The organism is Streptomyces sp. NBC_01116 (assembly GCF_041435495.1).
GTDB lineage: Bacteria > Actinomycetota > Actinomycetes > Streptomycetales > Streptomycetaceae > Streptomyces.
This window is the reverse complement of the sequence record NZ_CP108644.1, coordinates 4,996,035-5,012,483: the sequence shown is the minus strand read 5'-3', so window position 1 is coordinate 5,012,483 and position 16,449 is coordinate 4,996,035. Positions and strand designations below refer to the sequence as shown.

15 protein-coding genes are annotated in these 16,449 nt (G+C 74.5%); 9 read left to right on the top strand and 6 right to left on the bottom strand.

The window, feature by feature from the left end; translation table 11 throughout:
• Positions 1-97: 97 nt before the first annotated feature.
• Positions 98-745, top strand: a complete 648-nt coding sequence (locus OG245_RS21990; RefSeq protein ID WP_006126763.1) for a TetR family transcriptional regulator — start codon at positions 98-100, stop codon at positions 743-745.
• A 221-nt stretch (positions 746-966) separates the two neighbouring features.
• On the opposite strand, the gene OG245_RS21985 is transcribed toward OG245_RS21990, so the two are convergent.
• Both OG245_RS21985 and OG245_RS21980 read right to left on the bottom strand, forming a co-directional pair.
• The gene (locus tag OG245_RS21985; protein WP_371625199.1) at positions 967-1,515 is read right to left on the bottom strand and encodes a nitroreductase family deazaflavin-dependent oxidoreductase; all 549 of its coding nucleotides are present in this window, start codon (positions 1,513-1,515) and stop codon (positions 967-969) included.
• Complete coding sequence (locus OG245_RS21980; RefSeq protein ID WP_371625198.1) at positions 1,515-2,732, bottom strand: acyl-CoA dehydrogenase family protein; 1,218 nt, start codon at positions 2,730-2,732, stop codon at positions 1,515-1,517. Before OG245_RS21980 ends, OG245_RS21985 begins: the two co-directional genes overlap by 1 nt.
• 171 nt (positions 2,733-2,903) lie before the next feature.
• Between OG245_RS21980 and OG245_RS21975 the strand changes: the two genes are divergently transcribed.
• The 4 genes from OG245_RS21975 to OG245_RS21960 all read left to right on the top strand — a co-directional run bounded on the left by OG245_RS21975 (position 2,904) and on the right by OG245_RS21960 (position 6,552).
• Positions 2,904-4,106, top strand: a complete 1,203-nt coding sequence (locus OG245_RS21975) for an acetyl-CoA acetyltransferase (protein WP_371625197.1) — start codon at positions 2,904-2,906, stop codon at positions 4,104-4,106.
• Between the two features lie 66 nt (positions 4,107-4,172).
• Positions 4,173-4,862 carry a pyridoxal 5'-phosphate synthase gene (locus tag OG245_RS21970; protein ID WP_371625196.1) on the top strand — a complete coding sequence of 230 codons (690 nt, stop codon included), beginning with the start codon at positions 4,173-4,175 and terminating at the stop codon, positions 4,860-4,862.
• Between the two features lie 154 nt (positions 4,863-5,016).
• A complete protein-coding gene (gene htpX / locus OG245_RS21965) occupies positions 5,017-5,925 on the top strand; it encodes a zinc metalloprotease HtpX (protein ID WP_371625195.1) in 909 nt (302 codons plus the stop codon).
• 33 nt (positions 5,926-5,958) lie between these two features.
• Entirely contained in the window at positions 5,959-6,552 is a 594-nt protein-coding gene (locus OG245_RS21960; protein WP_371625194.1) for a hypothetical protein, read from the top strand.
• A 143-nt stretch (positions 6,553-6,695) separates the two neighbouring features.
• Here the strand turns inward: OG245_RS21960 and OG245_RS21955 are convergent, their stop codons facing one another.
• Both OG245_RS21955 and OG245_RS21950 read right to left on the bottom strand, forming a co-directional pair.
• Positions 6,696-7,154: a Zn-ribbon domain-containing OB-fold protein gene (locus OG245_RS21955; protein ID WP_371625193.1), complete on the bottom strand. Its 459-nt coding sequence runs from the start codon at positions 7,152-7,154 to the stop codon at positions 6,696-6,698.
• Positions 7,151-7,603 (bottom strand): DoxX family protein, encoded by a 453-nt coding sequence (locus tag OG245_RS21950; RefSeq protein ID WP_371625192.1) that lies wholly within the window; start codon positions 7,601-7,603, stop codon positions 7,151-7,153. The genes OG245_RS21955 and OG245_RS21950 overlap by 4 nt, the downstream gene beginning before the upstream one ends.
• Positions 7,604-7,858: 255 nt before the next feature.
• Here OG245_RS21950 and OG245_RS21945 point away from each other — a divergent pair, with 255 nt between their 5' ends.
• Positions 7,859-9,052, top strand: a complete 1,194-nt coding sequence (locus tag OG245_RS21945; protein ID WP_371625191.1) for a flavin-containing monooxygenase — start codon at positions 7,859-7,861, stop codon at positions 9,050-9,052.
• Here the strand turns inward: OG245_RS21945 and OG245_RS21940 are convergent.
• Entirely contained in the window at positions 8,979-10,682 is a 1,704-nt protein-coding gene (locus OG245_RS21940; protein ID WP_371625190.1) for an MFS transporter, read from the bottom strand. The genes OG245_RS21945 and OG245_RS21940 overlap by 74 nt on opposite strands.
• Before the next feature lie 128 nt (positions 10,683-10,810).
• Here OG245_RS21940 and OG245_RS21935 point away from each other — a divergent pair, with 128 nt between their 5' ends.
• A complete protein-coding gene (locus OG245_RS21935) occupies positions 10,811-13,798 on the top strand; it encodes a BTAD domain-containing putative transcriptional regulator (protein WP_371627948.1) in 2,988 nt (995 codons plus the stop codon).
• A 120-nt stretch (positions 13,799-13,918) separates the two neighbouring features.
• A complete protein-coding gene (locus OG245_RS21930; RefSeq protein ID WP_371625189.1) occupies positions 13,919-14,392 on the top strand; it encodes a carboxymuconolactone decarboxylase family protein in 474 nt (157 codons plus the stop codon).
• Positions 14,393-14,457: 65 nt separating this feature from the next.
• Here the strand turns inward: OG245_RS21930 and OG245_RS21925 are convergent, their stop codons facing one another.
• A complete protein-coding gene (locus OG245_RS21925) occupies positions 14,458-15,309 on the bottom strand; it encodes an NAD(P)H-binding protein (RefSeq protein WP_371625188.1) in 852 nt (283 codons plus the stop codon).
• Positions 15,310-15,411: 102 nt separating this feature from the next.
• Here OG245_RS21925 and OG245_RS21920 point away from each other — a divergent pair, with 102 nt between their 5' ends.
• Positions 15,412-16,431 (top strand): AraC family transcriptional regulator, encoded by a 1,020-nt coding sequence (locus OG245_RS21920; protein ID WP_371625187.1) that lies wholly within the window; start codon positions 15,412-15,414, stop codon positions 16,429-16,431.
• The last annotated feature ends 18 nt before the right edge of the window (positions 16,432-16,449 follow it).

Here is a 16,449-nt window from a genome sequence, read left to right as displayed (position 1 = left end):
GCCGCTCATCACCGCCGCACACCCCGCCGGTCCTGCGACGTTCCCCATTTGCAGTCGGCCGAATCGCGCTCCCATCACCCCTCGGTAAGCTGACGGCATGACAGGACAAGTACGCACCGTCGATGGCCGCGTGGCCGGTCGACGCGGTCAGGCGACGCGGCAGAAGCTGCTCGACTGCCTCAGCGAGATGCTCAGCTCCTCGCCGTACCGGGACGTCAAAGTCATCGACGTCGCCCGGAAGGCCGGGACTTCACCCGCGACTTTCTACCAGTACTTCCCCGATGTGGAGGGCGCCGTCCTCGAAATCGCCGAGGAAGTCGCCAAGGAGGGCGCCGGACTGACCGAACTGGTCGCCGGGCGCTCCTGGGTCGGCAAGGCCGGCTGGACGACCTCCGAACAACTCGTCGAGGGGTTCCTCGACTTCTGGCGCCACAACGACGCGATCCTCCGCGTGATCGACCTCGGCGCGGCCGAGGGGGACAAGCGGTTCTACAAGATCCGCATGAAGATCCTGAACTCGGTCACCAACTCCCTCACGGATTCCGTGAAGGAGCTCCAGAGCAAGGGCAAGGTCGACAAGGACGTCAGCCCGGCGGCGATGGCGGGCTCCCTGGTGGCGATGCTGGCCGCGGTCGCCTCGCACCAGAAGGGTTTCACCACCTGGGGTGTGAAGCAGGCCGAACTACGTCCCAACCTGGCCCTGTTGGTGCATCTCGGCATCACCGGCAAGAAGCCGACGAAGTAAGCGGTCCGGAGCGCGGGAGGCCCACCGGTCCCGGACGCCCCTCACCCCCGGGCGGGCACCCGCCCACCCGGACGCCCCACGTCCTGTCTCACCGACGGCGGACCACCCACGAACCCCTGCGGGTGGCCCGCCGTCGGCGTTCCCGGAGGAACGGGACGGGCCCATCCGGGCGCACCGCCCGCTAACGCCCGCTTCCACCCACTACCGTCCGCTTGCGCCCGCTACCGCCTCTCCAGCCGGAACAGCCGGATCTGCCGCTCCAGCCGCCGCTGGTACGCCGCGTACGGCGGCCAGAACGCGAGTGCGGCCTCCCACACCCGCTCCCGGTCCTCACCCTCCAGCAGGCTCGCGCGCACCGGGATGTCCCGGCCGCGCCAGTTCACGACGGCCTCGCCCCCGTGGGCCAGCAGATTCGCGGTCCAGGCCGGGTGACCCGGGCGCCCGAAGTTGCTGCCGACCAGGATCCAGCTGCCCTCCACCTCGCCCTCCGGCATGCAGGCCAGCGGCGTGGTCCTCGGCCGGCCCGTGCGCGCCCCCGGCACCGTGAGGACGAGCCCCGGCAGCATCCGGGCGCTGAGCAGCACCTTTCCCCGGGTGAGCCGGTGCACGGCCCGGTCCAGGGCGGGGACCACGTGCGGGGCGATCCGTCCGAAGGCGCGGGTCGCGGAGACCTTCTGGACCAGGCGCACACCACGGGCGGCGGGGGCAGGGGTGCGGGGGTGGGAGTGGGGGCGGGGATCGGGGTCGGAGGGGGAGTGGGAGTGGCCCATCAGACGCCCGCCCCGTACGCGACGCCGACGGGCGGCCGGGACGCGGCGGCCGTCCCGAAGAGTCCGGCCCGCCGCGCCGCCTGGTCGCGCAGCCGGTGGACCGGGCCGAAGAGCAGTTCGTCGCCCGCCGCCCGCTTGAGATACCGGTGCGCCTCGTGCTCCCAGGTGAAGCCGATGCCGCCGTGCAGCTGGATGGCCTCACCGGTGGTGATCCGGGCCGCCTCCAGGGCCTGGGCGAGCGCGAGGGGCCCGGCCTCCGGGTCCCGGGCGGCGTGGTACGCGGCGGACCGGGCCGCCTCGACCCGTACGTACAGGTCGGCCAGGCGGTGCTTGACGGCCTGGAACGAACCGACCGCCCTGCCGAACTGCTCGCGCGCCTTCACGTACTCCACGGTGCGCTCCAGGGCGCTCGCCGCCGTCCCGACCGCTTCGGCGGCGAGGATCGCGGCGGCCGTGCGCCCGGCGGCGGCGAGCGCGGCGGCCGCGTCGGCGGTGTCGTCCGCACCGAGGAGCTCGGCCGGGGTGTCGCGCAGCTCGACGCGGGCCAGCGGGCGGGTCTCGTCGAGCGCGGTGAGCCGGGTGCGCGCCAGCCCCGCCGCTCCGGCGTCGACCAGGAACAGGAGCGTACGGCTGCGCGGGTAGCCCCCCGCGTGGGCGGCGACCAGGAGCAGGCCCGCGCTGTGCCCGTCCAGGACCCGGTCCGCCTCCCCGTAGAGCCGTCGGTCACCGCCCTCCCCGGGTCCGCGGGCCTGGATGCCGCCGGCCCGGCCGCCGCCCGCCCAGGCTCCGTCGGCGTTGTCGCCGGTGAGGCCGAGGGCGGTGGCGAGGGAGCCGCCGGGGACGGCCAGGGCGGCGGTCAGGGTTCCCGCGGCGATCCGGGGCAGCAGGGCGGCCCGCTGGTCCGGGGTGCCGAGAGCGGCGATCAGGGGTGCGGCGAGGGCGGCGGTGGCGAGCAGCGGTGTGGGCAGCAGCGCCCTCCCGGTCTCCTCGCAGGCGAGGGCCAGCTCGGTCACCGTGCACCCGGCCCCGCCGTACTCCTCCGCGAGCGCGAGGCCCGGCAGCCCGAGATCCCCGGCGAGGCTGCGCCACAGGGCCGGGTCGTAACCCTCGGCGGTGCGCACGGCGGCGGGGATCGCGTCGGGGGCGGCGCTCCGGGCGAGCAGTTCGCGCAGGGTGCGGCGGATCTCGTGCTGTTCCGCGGTGAAGGCGGCGTCCATCTGCGGGCTCCTTCCACCCAGGGGCCGAAGAAGCCGGCCCCACATCTGACGAGTCGTCATGTTAGGTGCGGGGGGCGGGAATTCCCAGGGTCCCGCACGCACCCGGACGGCGGAAGCGGTCGTGTGCGGACGGTTGCGGCGACCACCACTATCTGATGTACCGTCAGATTTATGGCCTCAGACCCGGATTCCCCCGCCCCGGCAGCCTCCCGCCGTCCGCGCAAGGTCGCCGTCGTCGGCGTGGCGCTCGCGGACTGCGGCCGCGTCGACGACGCCACGCCGTACGCCCTGCACGCCCAGGCCGCCCGCCGCGCGCTCGCCGACTCCGGCCTCGACCGCTCGGTCGTCGACGGCTTCGCCTCGGCGGGGCTCGGGACGCTCGCCCCGGTGGAGGTGGCCGAGTATCTGGGGCTGCGGCCCACCTGGGTCGACTCCACGGCGGTGGGCGGCGCCACCTGGGAGGTGATGGCCGCCCACGCGGCGGACGCCATCGCCGCGGGCCGGGCCCGTGCCGTGCTCCTGGTGTACGGATCGACGGCCCGGGCCGACATCAAGGCGGGCCGCCGCACGTCCAACCTGTCGTTCGGGGCGCGTGGGCCTTCGCAGTTCGAAGTGCCGTACGGTCACTCGCTGATCGCCAAGTACGCCATGGCCGCCCGCCGCCACATGCACGCGTACGGCACGACGTTGGAGCAGCTCGCCGAGGTGGCGGTGACGGCGCGGGCGAACGCGGCGGCGAACCCGGAGGCGATGTTCCGGGACCCGATCACGGTCGACGACGTCCTCTCCGGCCCGATGATCGCGGACCCGTTCACCAAGCTGCACTGCTGCATCCGCAGCGACGGGGGCTGCGCGGTGCTGCTGGCCGCCGAGGAGTACGTACCCGACACGGCGAAGGCGCCCGTCTGGATCCTGGGGACCGGGGAGCACGTCTCGCACGCCACGATGTCCGAGTGGGAGGACTTCACGGTCTCCCCCGCCGCCGTCTCCGGCCGCCTCGCCTTCGAACGGGCCGGGGTGCGGCCCGCCGACATCGACCTGGCCGAGATCTACGACGCGTTCACGTACATGACACTGGTGACCCTGGAGGACCTGGGTTTCTGCGCGAAGGGCGAGGGCGGCGCGTTCGTCGAGAAGGGCCGCACCGGGCTGCGCGGCGAGCTTCCGGTGAACACGGACGGCGGCGGCCTGTCCGCCTGCCATCCCGGGATGCGAGGGCTGTTCCTGCTGGTGGAAGCGGTACGGCAACTGCGCGGCGAGGCCGGCGAACGCCAGGTGCGCCGGCCCGGGGGCGGGCGCCCGGAGCTGGCGGTGGCCTCCGGGACGGGCGGCTGGTTCTGCTCGTCGGGGACGGTGGTGCTGGGGCGGGGGTGAGCGGCCGGGCGCGGACGCGGCATGCTCCCGTGCACCCGGGTGCGCCCGTGGGGTCCAATGGCCCTCATGACCGACGACAGCGCGGCCGCCGCGCCCCCCTCCACCGGTTTCCACGGCCTCCTGCACGCCCAGCGCGTCTGGGACACCGAGCTGCCGTCCTTCGATCCCGCGTCGGCCCCGCCCGCCCCGGTCCCCCTCTTCCACACCTGGTTCGCCGAGGCCGTGGCCGCCGGGCAGGCCGAGCCGCACGCGATGAGCCTCGCCACGGCCGACGCCGAGGGGCTGCCCGACGTACGCACGCTGCTCCTCCACGACGCCGACGGGCGCGGCTTCCACTTCGCCACCCACGCCACCAGCGCCAAGGGCCACCAGCTCGCCGCCCGCCCGTACGCCGCGCTCGGTTTCTACTGGCCCGCGCAGGGCCGGCAGGTACGGATCCGGGGCCCCGTCGTCCGCTGCACGCCCGCCGAGAGCCACGCCGACCTGCACGCCCGGTCCACCGGGGCGCTCGCCGCCGCGCTGACCGGGGCGCAGAGCGAGGTCGTGGGCTCCGTGGCGGAGCTGCACCGGGCGGCGGACGCGGCCTGGGACCGGGCGCGGGCGGAACCGGACACGGAGGCTCCGACCTGGGCCCGGTACGTGGTCGAGCCGGCCGAGGCCGAGTTCTTCCAGGGCGACGCCCGGCGCCGGCACATCCGGCTGCGCTACCGGCGCCAGGACGACGGCGGCTGGGCGCGCGAGCTGCTCTGGCCGTGACCGGCGCGGGCGGCCCCGGGCGGACGGCCACGGCCGGAGCAGCTCGGGCCCGTGCGGACGCGCGCAGGCCGGTGTAGACAGCACTTTTATCCCGTTCTCACCGCAAAGGGGCACTATGGGAGTCAGGTAAGAGGTGAGCTGTTGGGAGGCACCGATGCCACGAGCCCGTTCGCGCTACGCCCCCGACCGGGGCCTGACCGGTCGCATGGTCACCACCATGTTCCTGATCGGTCTGCTCTACGTCGTCTTCGTGGGCGTGCTCCTCGCGGCCCTGCGGGGTTCCTGGCCGGTCATCCTGGTCATCACGGGCGGTCTGTTCATCGCCCAGTTCTGGTTCAGCGACCGCATCGCCGCGTACGGCATGGGGGCCCGCGAGGTCACCCCCGAGCAGGCCCCCGAACTGCACGGCACCATCGACCGGATCTGTGCGCTGGCGGACATGCCGAAGCCCAAGGTGGCCATCGCCGAGAGCGACGTACCGAACGCGTTCGCCACCGGCCGGAGCGAGAGGACGGCCCTGGTCTGCGCGACGACGGGCCTGCTGCGCAGACTGGAGCCGGAGGAGCTGGAGGGCGTCCTCGCCCACGAGATGTCGCACGTCGCGCACCGGGACGTGGCCGTCATGACGATCGCCTCGTTCCTCGGCGTGCTGGCGGGCATCGTCACCCGTATCGCCCTGTGGGGCGGCTTCGCCCGCAGCAGGCCGGGCAACGATCCGGCGGGCATCCTCCTGCTGCTGATCCCGCTGATCAGCGCCGTCGTGTACGCCATCAGCTTCCTGCTGACCCGGCTGCTCTCCCGCTACCGCGAGCTGTCCGCCGACCGGGCCGCCGCCCTGCTCACCGGCCGGCCCTCCGCGCTCGCCTCCGCCCTCACGAAGGTCAGCGGGCAGATGGCCCGCATCCCGACCGAGGACCTGCGGAAGGCGGAGCCGTACAACGCCTTCTACTTCGTGCCGGCGTTCTCCGCGAAGGAGAGCCTGGGCCGGCTGTTCTCCTCCCACCCGACGCTGGAGCAGCGCCTGGACCAGCTGTCCCGCATCTCCGCCGACCTGTCCCGCTGAGCACGCAGTAGAGAACCGTGAGGAGTCACACCCGTGGGCCTGCTCGACGCGATCCTCGGCCGGAGCAAACCGGTCCGTCCCGACCTCGACCAGCTCTTCGCCGTCCCCTCCGCCGCCCTCACCCTCCAGGCCGCCGCCGGCTTCACACCGACCGGCCTGGGATCGGTCTGCTTCGCGGGCGTGGAGGGCGGTGGCTTCGCCCGGCTCCAGGATGACGTACGCGAACTGCTGGACGCGGACACGGAGCGCGGCGGCATCCCGGTGGAGTTCAGCCGGGACGCGTACGGCTACACCTGGCTGCTCGCCCGCCACCCGGCCGACGACTCCGCCGCCCTGGTCAACGACCTCCACGCGGTCAACACCCTGCTCCAGGACGGCGGCTTCGGCCCGCAGCTGCTCTGCTCCCTGATCGGCTTCCGGGGCGCGGAGGGCGCGGAGAGCCGGTCCCTGGCCCTGGTGTACCTCTACAAGCGCGGCACGTTCTATCCGTTCGCCCCGCTCCCCGGAGACGCCGAGAAGCGGGACAACCAGCTGGAGCTCCAGGTGCGGGGCGTCCTCGGGGACGACCTCCGGGTGGAGAAGGACCTGTCGCGGTGGTTCCCGGTGTGGGGCGCGCCGGGGCTGTGATCAGCCGCTGACGTCGATGGTGGTGGCGGTGGTCACGGTGGCGGGCGGCCTTCCCTCCGGCGCAGCCGGCGCCCATGACGGGGAACTACTTCGAAAGACACTCGGCGCCCTCCCCCGCCCGAGGGACCCGGCGCGCCCGGAGGTCACCGCCGGGGCCGGAAGACCGCCACGGCTTCGCCGCCGCCCTCCGCTTCCGCGCCCCCACCCCCGCGGCCGCTCCCGCCCCGGAACGTGACCGTCAGCCCCATCCCGATCCGGAGGTCGGCGTGCGCGCACTCCACGACCTCCGTCATCATCCGGGGGCCCTCGGCGAGGTCGACGACGGCCGCGACGTACGGGACGCGGGAGCCGAAGGGCGGAAGGTCGTTGCGGTGGACGACGGACCACGTGTAGAGGGTCGCCTCCCCGCTCGCGCGCTCCCAGCCGACGTCCTCGCTCCAGCAGTACGGGCAGAACTCGCGCGGGTAGTGATGGGCCCGGCCGCATCCGCCGCAGCGGCGCAGGAGCAGGCGCCCCTCCGCCGCCGCGTCCCAGTAGGGGCGGGTGAAGGCGTCCGGTTCGGGGAGGTCGAAGCGCGGGGCCGCCGCGCGCCGCGGGGTCACGGGAAGAGCCCGAGGGCGGAGTCCAGGGACCAGGTCTGCCAGGCCATCGCGAACAGGGCCACCAGGGAGATCAGCGCCATCATCGCGTTCTGCCCCTGCTCGGCCCAGTCGTGGATCATCAGGACCAGGTAGAGCAGGTTGAGGAGGAGGCCGGCGGCCAGGGCGACCGGGGTGAGGAATCCCGTCACCAGGCCCAGGCCCAGGGCCAGTTCCGCGTAGACGACGAGGTACGCCATCGCCTTCGGGCGCGGTTCGACGACCCGCCGGAAGCCCGTGCGCACCACGCCCCAGCGGTGCTTGCCCGCGACGTCCGCCGCCCAGGCGATGCCCGTGCCGCGCTCGAACCAGCCCTTCTTGTCCTTGTGCCGCCAGCTCTCCAGCCACCACAGGCCGAGGCCTATGCGCAGGACGGCGAGCCACTCCGCGCCGCTGAGCCAGATCGTCTGCATCGGGCCTCCGGTGAAAAGTTTCTGACGGTACGTCAGTTCAGCGGACATGCGGGCCCGGCGCAAGAGGAAGGAAGCGTGGCACGTGCCGGGAGCCTGTGGGGGCGCCGCGACCGGCGCCGGCAGCGCCCCTGACCGCCCCGGCCCGCGCCCGCACCCCGGCGCGCGATCGGCCGGCCCCCGGTCCGTGATCAATTCGCAATCGATTTCCCTCTTGACCGAGACCCATCAACAGAGCGGACGATTACGCTCCGAACCATGCCCAACAGCCCGTCCCCCGCAGGCCGTGACGCCGCCGCCCTCACCGACCGTACGGACGTCCGTCCCGTCTACGTCATCGGCGGCGGCCCAGGAGGCCTCGCCACCGCCGCCGCCCTGCGCGCCCGGGGCGTACGGGCCGTGGTCCTGGAGAAGTCGGACCGGGTCGGCGCGTCCTGGCGCGGCCACTACGACCGGCTGCACCTGCACACGACCCGCCGCTGGTCGGCGCTGCCGGGGCTGAGGATGCCGCGCAGGTTCGGGCGGTGGGTGGGCCGGGACGACGTGGTGCGGTATCTGGAGAAGTACACCGAGCACCACGGGCTCGAAGTGGTCACCGGCGTCGAGGTGACCAGGATCGACCGGGCCCCCGACGGCTCCGGCGACTGGCAGCTCACGGCGACGGGCGGGCGGGTCCTGCGGGGCCGCGCGGTGGTCGTCGCGACCGGCTTCAACCACACCCCGCGCATCCCCGACTGGCCGGGCCGCGACACGTTCACGGGCGAACTGCTGCACGCCGCGCAGTACCGCGCCCCGGCCCCGTACACCGGCCGGGACGTCCTGGTCGTCGGCATCGGCAACACGGGCGCGGAGATCGCCGCGGACCTCGCGGAGGGCGGCGCGTCCCGGGTGCGTATCGCGGTCCGCACGGTCCCGCACATCGTCCGCCGCTCCACCGCGGGCTGGCCGGCCCAGGCCACCGGCATCCTGGTCCGCCGCCTCCCGGTGCGGCTCGTCGACCGCGCGGGGGCCGTGATGTGCCGGATAGCCGTGCCCGACCTGGCCGCCCAGGGCCTCCCCCGCCCCGACACCGGCCTGTACTCCCGGGTCCGCCAGGGCGCGATCCCGGTCCAGGACGTGGGGTTGATCGACGCGGTCAGGACCGGGGCGGTCACCCCGGTGGCGACGGTCGCCTCCTTCGACAGGGACACGGTGGTCCTGGCCGACGGCACCCGTCTCACCCCGGATGCCGTCATCGCCGCCACCGGCTACGACCGCGCGCTGGAGCCCCTGCTCGGTCACCTGGACGTCCTGGACGGGCGGGGCCGCCCGGTCGCCCACGGCGGACGCTCGCCGAAGGGCGCCCCGGGGCTCTACTTCACCGGCTTCACCAACCCGATCAGCGGGATGCTCCGCGAAATGGCCCTGGACGCCGAGAAGATCGCGAAGAGGGTGGCCCGGGCGTCGCACTGACCCCGTCGGTCTCCGGACCCTCTCCGTCGGTCTCCGGGTCCTCCCCGCCCGTCTCCGAGACGCCCCTGCCCGTCTCCGAGGCGTCCCCGTCGCTCTCCGGCGTATCGCTTTCCGGCGCGTCGCCTCCGATGACGCCGACGCGCCGCAGCACGACGGCGGACAGGAACGAGAGCAGCAGGGTGCACGCCGCGGCGACGATCATCGCGGTGTTCATCCCGGAGGTCGCCGCCTCCTTGGCGTGGTCGAGCCAGCCGGCGGGCATCCGCTGCGCCGAGGAGACCGCGCCGGCGAGGCTGTCGCCCGCGACGTCGGCCACCTCGGACGGGACGCCGGCGGGCAGGGTGTCGTCGACCCGGTCGCGGTAGACCGCGGTGGCCAGGCTGCCCAGGACCGCCACGCCCAGGGCGAGGCCCAGCTCCTGCACGGTCTCCGACATCGCCGAGGCCGAGCCCGCCTTCTCCGCAGGCGCGGCGCCGACCACCAGGTCCGTGCCCAGGGCCGCGATCGCCCCGAGCCCGAGGTAGACGAGACCGAAACCGACCACCATCAACGTGAGGCCGTCCGAGGCGTCCACCAGGGCGAGCAGCACGTACCCGACCGTGGACAGCGCCAGGGTGGCCGCCACCACGATGCCCGGCGGCACCCGGCGGGCGACCAGGGGCGACCCGATCGCCGCCAGGAACATCAGCAGGGCCGGCGGCCCCATCCACAGGCCCGCCTCGACGGGAGGCAACCCCTCGACGAACTGGAGCTGCTGGGTGATCAGCAGCATCGAGCCGCCGACCCCGACGAGGCCCACGAGCAGCACGCTCAGCGCGGCGCTGAACGTGCGGTCGGCGAACAGGCCCACGTCCAGCAACGGGTTCGCCAGCCCCGCCTGGCGGCGGACGAACAGCACCGCGAAGACCGCGCCGATCAGCGCGGCGGCGATCGTGGGCACGTCGAAGCCGTCCCCGGCGAACCGCTTCACCGCGTAGACCACCGGCAGGATCGCGGTCAGCGACAGCGCGACGCCGAGCAGGTCGAACCGGCCGCTCCGCGGCGCCCGGTACTCGGGGATCAGGACCGGAGCGGCCACCAGCAGCACGATCGCGACCGGGACCGCGAGGAGGAAGACCGAACCCCACCAGAAGCGGTCCAGCATCACCCCGCCGACCACCGGCCCGAGCGCCATGCCGAGCGCGAAGCTCGTCGCCCAGACGCCGATGGCCAGGGAGCGCTGACGCTGGTCGGCGAACATGTTGCTGATCAGGGCCAGCGTGGACGGCATCAGCGTGGCCCCGGCGATCCCCAGGGCCGCACGCGCGACGATGAGCAGCTCGGCGCTGGTGGACCAGGCCGCCGCCACCGAGACGATTCCGAACGCCGCGGCCCCGATCATCAGCAGCCTGCGACGGCCGATCCGGTCCCCCAGCGTGCCCATGGTGAGCAGGAAGCCGGCGATCAGGAAGCCGTAGGCGTCCATGATCCACAGCTCCTGGGCGCCGGACGGCAACAGGTCCTCCGCCAGCGAGGGGAGGGCCAGGTACAGCACGGTGACGTCGAGGCCCAGGAGCACGGTGGGCAAGGAGAGGACGGCCAGTCCGCCCCACTCCCGGGCACCCGCTCCGCGTACGGTCGTTGTGGTCATGGAACTCCCCTGCGTTTCGCTTCCCGGCAACGAGCACGCGCCACGATGCCGACCTCCGCGCACGGTTTCCTGAGGGTCGCCGGGACAGCCCTTAGACTCCGGTCATGCGTTACGGGGAGACTCCGGTCATGCGCTACGGGGTGCTCGGCCCGCTGGCCGTCTGGGACGCCGAGGGGCGGCCGGTCAGGGTTCCCGAAGCGAAGGTCCGCGCCCTGCTGGCGGATCTGCTCGTCCACGGCGGCGGACCGGTGCCGGCGGACCGCCTGATCGAGGACCTGTGGGCGAACGACCCGCCGGGCGGGTCGGCCAACACGCTCCAGACCAAGGTCTCCCAGCTGCGCCGGGTACTGGGCCGGGAGCGGGTGGTCCGCGAGCCCGCCGGCTACCGGCTGCTGCTCACGGACGGCGCGGACAACAGGATCAACGGCACCAACGGGAACGACAGCACCGACGGCACCGACGGGCCTCACGGCACTCACAGCACCGACGGACCTCACAGCACTCACGGCACTCACAGCGCTCACAGCGCTCACAGGAACGACGTGGTCGGCACGGTCGACGCCCTGGAGTTCGAGGAGCTGGCCGAGCGCGCCCGCGCCCACCGGGAGCCTGCGGTGAAGGCCGGCCTGTTCGCCGAAGCGCTCGCGCTGTGGCGGGGCCCGGCCTACGCCGATGTGGCCGAGTCCCTGTTCGCCCGCGGCGAGATCACCCGGCTGGAGGAGCTGCGCCTCGCTGTCGTCGAGGAGCACGCCGAGGCGCGTCTCGCCGTGGGCGAGCACACGGCGCTGGCGGCGGAGCTGGGAGCGCTGGTGGGGCGCCACCCGCTGCGCGAGCGGCTGCGCATGGCCCATATGCGCGCCCTGTACCGGGCCGGGCGGCAGGGCGACGCCCTGCGGAGCTTCCAGGACCTGCGGCGGGAGCTGGCCGAGGAGCTGGGAGCGTCGCCCGGTCCGGAAGCCTCCGCGCTGCACGAGGCGATCCTGCGCCAGGAGACGGAACTGGCCACACCCGCGGTCGGATCGCTGTCGTGCCGTACCAACCTGCCCGCCCCGCTGACCCCGCTGATCGGCCGGCGTGAGGCGGCCGGTCAGGTCCTGGCCCGGCTGGACCCCGGCGCGGACACCCGTCTCGTCACCCTCACCGGTCTCGGCGGAGTGGGCAAGACACGGCTGGCCCTCGCCGCGGCGCGCGAGGCGTCCGGCCGGTTCGCCGACGGCGTGTGGCTGGTCGAACTGGCGGGCCTGGGCGTCACGTCGGCCCCGGACGACATCGCCGAACGGGTCATCACGACGCTGGGGTTGTGCGACACCGCGGCGACGGAGCCGGATCTGGACGATCTGGTGGGCTGGCTGTGCCGGGCGGTGGCCGACCGGAAGCTGCTGATCCTGCTGGACAACTGCGAGCACCTCGTCGAGCCGGTCGCCGTGCTCGCGGGCGCCGTGCTGTCGGCCGTGCCCTCGGCACACCTCCTGCTCACCAGCCAGGAACCGCTCGACATCCCCGGCGAGGCGGTGCACGCGGTACCGCCGCTGACGCTGCCGGAGCACGTCGATCCAGCGGCGATCGCCCGGTCCGGCGCCGTCGAGCTGTTCGTGCAGCGGGCCACGGCGGCGGCCCCCGGCTTCGTCCTCGACGCGGGCAACGCGGAGGCCGTCGCCACCATCTGCCGCCGCCTCGACGGCATTCCGCTCGCCCTGGAACTCGTGGCGTCCCGGCTGCGGACGCTGAGCCCGCAGGAGCTGGCCGCCCGGCTGGACGACCGGTTCGCCCGGCCCGACGTCCGGGTACGCGGACTCCCCGACCGCCAGCGGACGTTGCGGGGCATGCTCGACTGGAGCTGGCAGTTGCTGACCGAGGACGAGCGCACCGTGCTGCGGCGTCTGGTCGTGCACGCCGACGGCTGCGTCATGGCGTCCGCCCAGGCGGTCTGCGCCGACGCCGGCCTGGGCACCGGGCGGATTCCCGACCTGCTGTCCCGGCTGGTGGACCGCTCGCTGGTGGTCCGTGAGGGAGACCGGTTCCGGCTGCTCGAATCCGTGGCCGCCTACGGCGCCGAGCGGCTGGTGGAGGCCGGCGAGGAGACCGCCGTACGCGCCCGGTTCGTCACCCACTGCACCGAGCTGGCCGAGCGGGAGAACGAGCGGCTGCGCGGCCCGGACCAGCGGCGCTGCCTGGAGCGCCTCGACGCGGAGACCGTCAACCTGCGCCGTGCCCTGGATCTCGCGGTCGCCCGGGACACCGCCGGACACGCGGTGCGGCTGGTGAACGCGCAGGCGTGGTACTGGTTCCTGCGCGGCCGTCTCACCGAGGCCCGCAGGTCGCTCCGGACGGCGCTGGCCGCCGGGGGCGAGGCAGCCCCCGCCGCGCGCGCGGCGGCACGGGCCTGGCTGGCCGGTATCGAGCTGCGCACCTCGGTGGCCGGTACGGCGGCGGCCCCGGCGCGCGACGACCCCACCGCCGGCGTCGAGGACCCCGTGCTGAGAGCCCGGTTGCAGTGGTTCGTCGGCACCGGGCTGACCGGCGGCGGCCACCACCGCGAGGGGCGGCGGCTGGTGGAGGCGGGGCTGGCCGGCGCGCGCGCCGCCCGGGACCACTGGGGCGAGGCCGCGGCACTGGTCGAGCTCGCGAGCCACGCCCCGGGCGGGGAGGCGTCCGCGGAGCTGGGCGCCGCGCTGTTCGCGGAGGCCGGCGACCGCTGGGGCCGGCTGCGGGCCACCCGGGCCCTGGCGCTCGCTGCCGAACGCGGAGGTGACGGCGTACGGGCGGAGCGGCTGCACCGGGAAGGTCTGCACATGGCCGAGGAGCTCGGCCTGTGGACCGAGGTCGTCGAGGCGCTGACCTGGCTCGGCAGGACCGCGCTGGCGGACGGCCGCGCCGAGCGGGCTACGGAGCTGTACGGGCGCGCGCTGTCCGTGTCGGCCGAGCGTGCCTACGGCGCGGGCGAGATCCGCGCCGAGATCGGGCTGGGACACGCCGCGCGTCTGCGCGGCGACCGGGACGCCGCCAGGCGCCATCTGAACCGGGCACGGGCCAAGAGCCGTACGTCGGGGCACGCCGCCCACGCCGCGCGTGCCGAGACCGCCCTGGCGGAACTGGATCCCCTGCCCGGGGCGTGAGCGGCCTCCCGCACCGCGCTCCGGGTGACGCCGGTCACTCCCGACCCCCGGATGTCACATCCCCGGGGGCCTGTTCCGTCCTGTGTGTGCAGCCAGCGACGACAGCAGAGGGAGCACACCATGAACGCCCGACTCAACGCCTTCGCCAGCCCGGTCACCGGCAAGCTCGTGAAGCACCTGGTCTCGGCGGGCAGGATCGTCGAGGACACGGCGCTGCCCGCGGCGACGCAGGAGCTGGTGAAGATCCGCGCGAGCCAGATCAACGGCTGCGGCGGCTGCCTGGACATGCACACCAAGGAGGCCGCCGCGGCCGGGGAGACCTCGCTGCGGCTCAACCTGATCGCCGCCTGGCGGGAGGCGACCGTCTTCACCGAAGCCGAGCGGGCGGCGCTGGAGCTGACCGAGCAGGGCACCCGCATCGCGGACGCGGCGGGCGGGGTCCCGGACGACGTCTGGGCGAACGCCGCCAAGCACTACGACGAGGAGCCGCTCCTCGCCCTGGTCTCGCTGATCGCGCTGATCAACACCTTCAACCGGCTCAACGTCATCCTCCAGCAGCCGGCCGGCGGCTATCAGGTGGGGCAGTTCGCGTAACCGGTCGGCCGGGCGCAGGCCCGGACCGGGCGGACCGGGCGTGGGCCCGGCCGGGTGGGCCGGGCCTACGCCCACACCCCCGTGGCCGCGATGCGCCGCGCCCACGGTTCCAGGTCGGCGGCCTCCCGGCCGAGCACCTGGCGGACACCGTCGGTCACCTCGGCCGTACGGCCCGCGCGGTGCAGGGCGAACATCGCGCCCAGGGAGTCGGCCGCGGCCTCCGGCCATCCCTGGCCGAGGAGTTCGGCGCGGTACGCCTCCGCGGTCAGCTCCTCGTAGCGGACGGGCCGCCCGGCCGCGCGGGCGATGGTCTCCGCGGCCTCGGCGAAGGTGAGGGCGCGGGGGCCGGAGAGGGTGTACGTGCGGCCCGCGTGGCCGTCCTCGGTCAGGACGGCCGCCGCGACCGCCGCCACGTCGTCGGCGTCGACGAAGGGTTCGGGGACGCCCCCGATCGGCAGCCCGAGACGGCCCTCGCGGAGCGGGGCCCACCACAGGTCCTCGTCGAAGTTCTGGAAGAAGTTGTTGGGGCGCAGGAGGGTCCACTCGGCCCCGGACTCCCGGGCCGCGTCCTCCGCCGCCACCATGCCCCGGCCGAAGTCCTCGCCCGCGTGCTCGATGCCGTGGCCGGACAGGACCACGAAGCGGCGGACCCCGGAGGCCTTGGCGCGGGTCACGAACTCGCCCACGGGTGACGGGTCGTCGGGCGCGACGAGGTAGAGGGCCTCCGCCCCGGCGAGGGCGGGCTCCCAGGTGTCGGGGAGGGTCCAGTCGAACCGGACCTCACCGGAGCGGGAGGCGGGGCGGACCGTGGTGGTTCCGGTCGCGCGCAGCCGGTCCACGACCCGGCGGCCGGTCTTGCCGGTGGCCCCGAGGACGAGGATCCCGGACGGAACGCGGTGCGTGCTCTTCGTCGTCATGGGCCCAGTCCACCGCGGCGGCCCCAGCCGGGCCCATGGGCATCCGTACGCCGTGCATAGGTGAGCGTCCGGGACGCGGGCGACGCTGCCTACAGTTGCGTCATGGACGTGTTCGACGAGCTGTTGCGGGGCGTGCGGGGCAGTGGCGCGGTGTTCGGCCGTTCGGTGCTGCGCGCGCCGTGGTCGGTGCGGTTCACCGACGGGGCGTATCTGACCCTCTGTCTGCCGATGCGGGGCGGTGGGTGGATCGTGCCGGAGGGCGGCGAGCCGCTGCGGGTGCGGGTCGGAGAGGCGGCGATCGTCCGCGGCCCGGCCCCGTTCGTCTTCACCGACGACCCGGCGAACGGTACGGGGGCGGGCCGGGGCGGCGGCGTGCGCGCGGTGGGCGGGGGCGCGGCCCCGGACACGGCACCCGCACCGGAAGCCGGGCCCGGCTCCGGCCGGGGTCCCGGCCCCGGCTCCCGTCCGGACGCCGACACCGCCTCCGGCCCCGATTCCGGCTTCCCCACCGTGCTGTTGGCGGCCACCTACGACGTACGGGCGCAGGTGCCCCAGCGGCTCCTGCAGGCGCTCCCGCCGGCCCTCGTGGTGCCCGACGAGCAGGACTGCGCGCCGCTGCGCGACTTCCTGGAGGGGCAGATCGGCGGCGGACGGCCGGGCGAGCAGATCGTGCTCGACCGGCTGCTGGACTGGTTGCTGGTGTGCACGCTGCGCGACTGGTTCGACCGGCCGGAGGCGGATCCTCCGGGGTGGTACGGCGCGCTCGGCGACCAGGTGGCCGGGCCGGCGCTGCGGGCGATGCACGAGGACCCGGCGCACCCCTGGACGACGGCGGAGCTGGCGCTCCGGGCGGGTGTCTCCCGGACGACCCTGGCGAAGCGGTTCACCGAGCTGGTCGGGGAGGGCCCGGTGGCCTATCTGACCGCCTGGCGGATGACGCTCGCGGCCGACCTGCTGACCCGCCCGGAGCTGACGGTGGCGGCCGTGGCCCGGCGCGTCGGCTACGCGGACGCGTTCGGTTTCAGCGCGGCGTTCAAGCGGCTGCGCGGCGAGAGCCCGACCGCGTTCCGGCGCGCGGCCGCGGCCGCCGGACCGGTGGAGACGGCCGCCCCGGCGGGGTGAAGGCAGACCGGTGGAGAC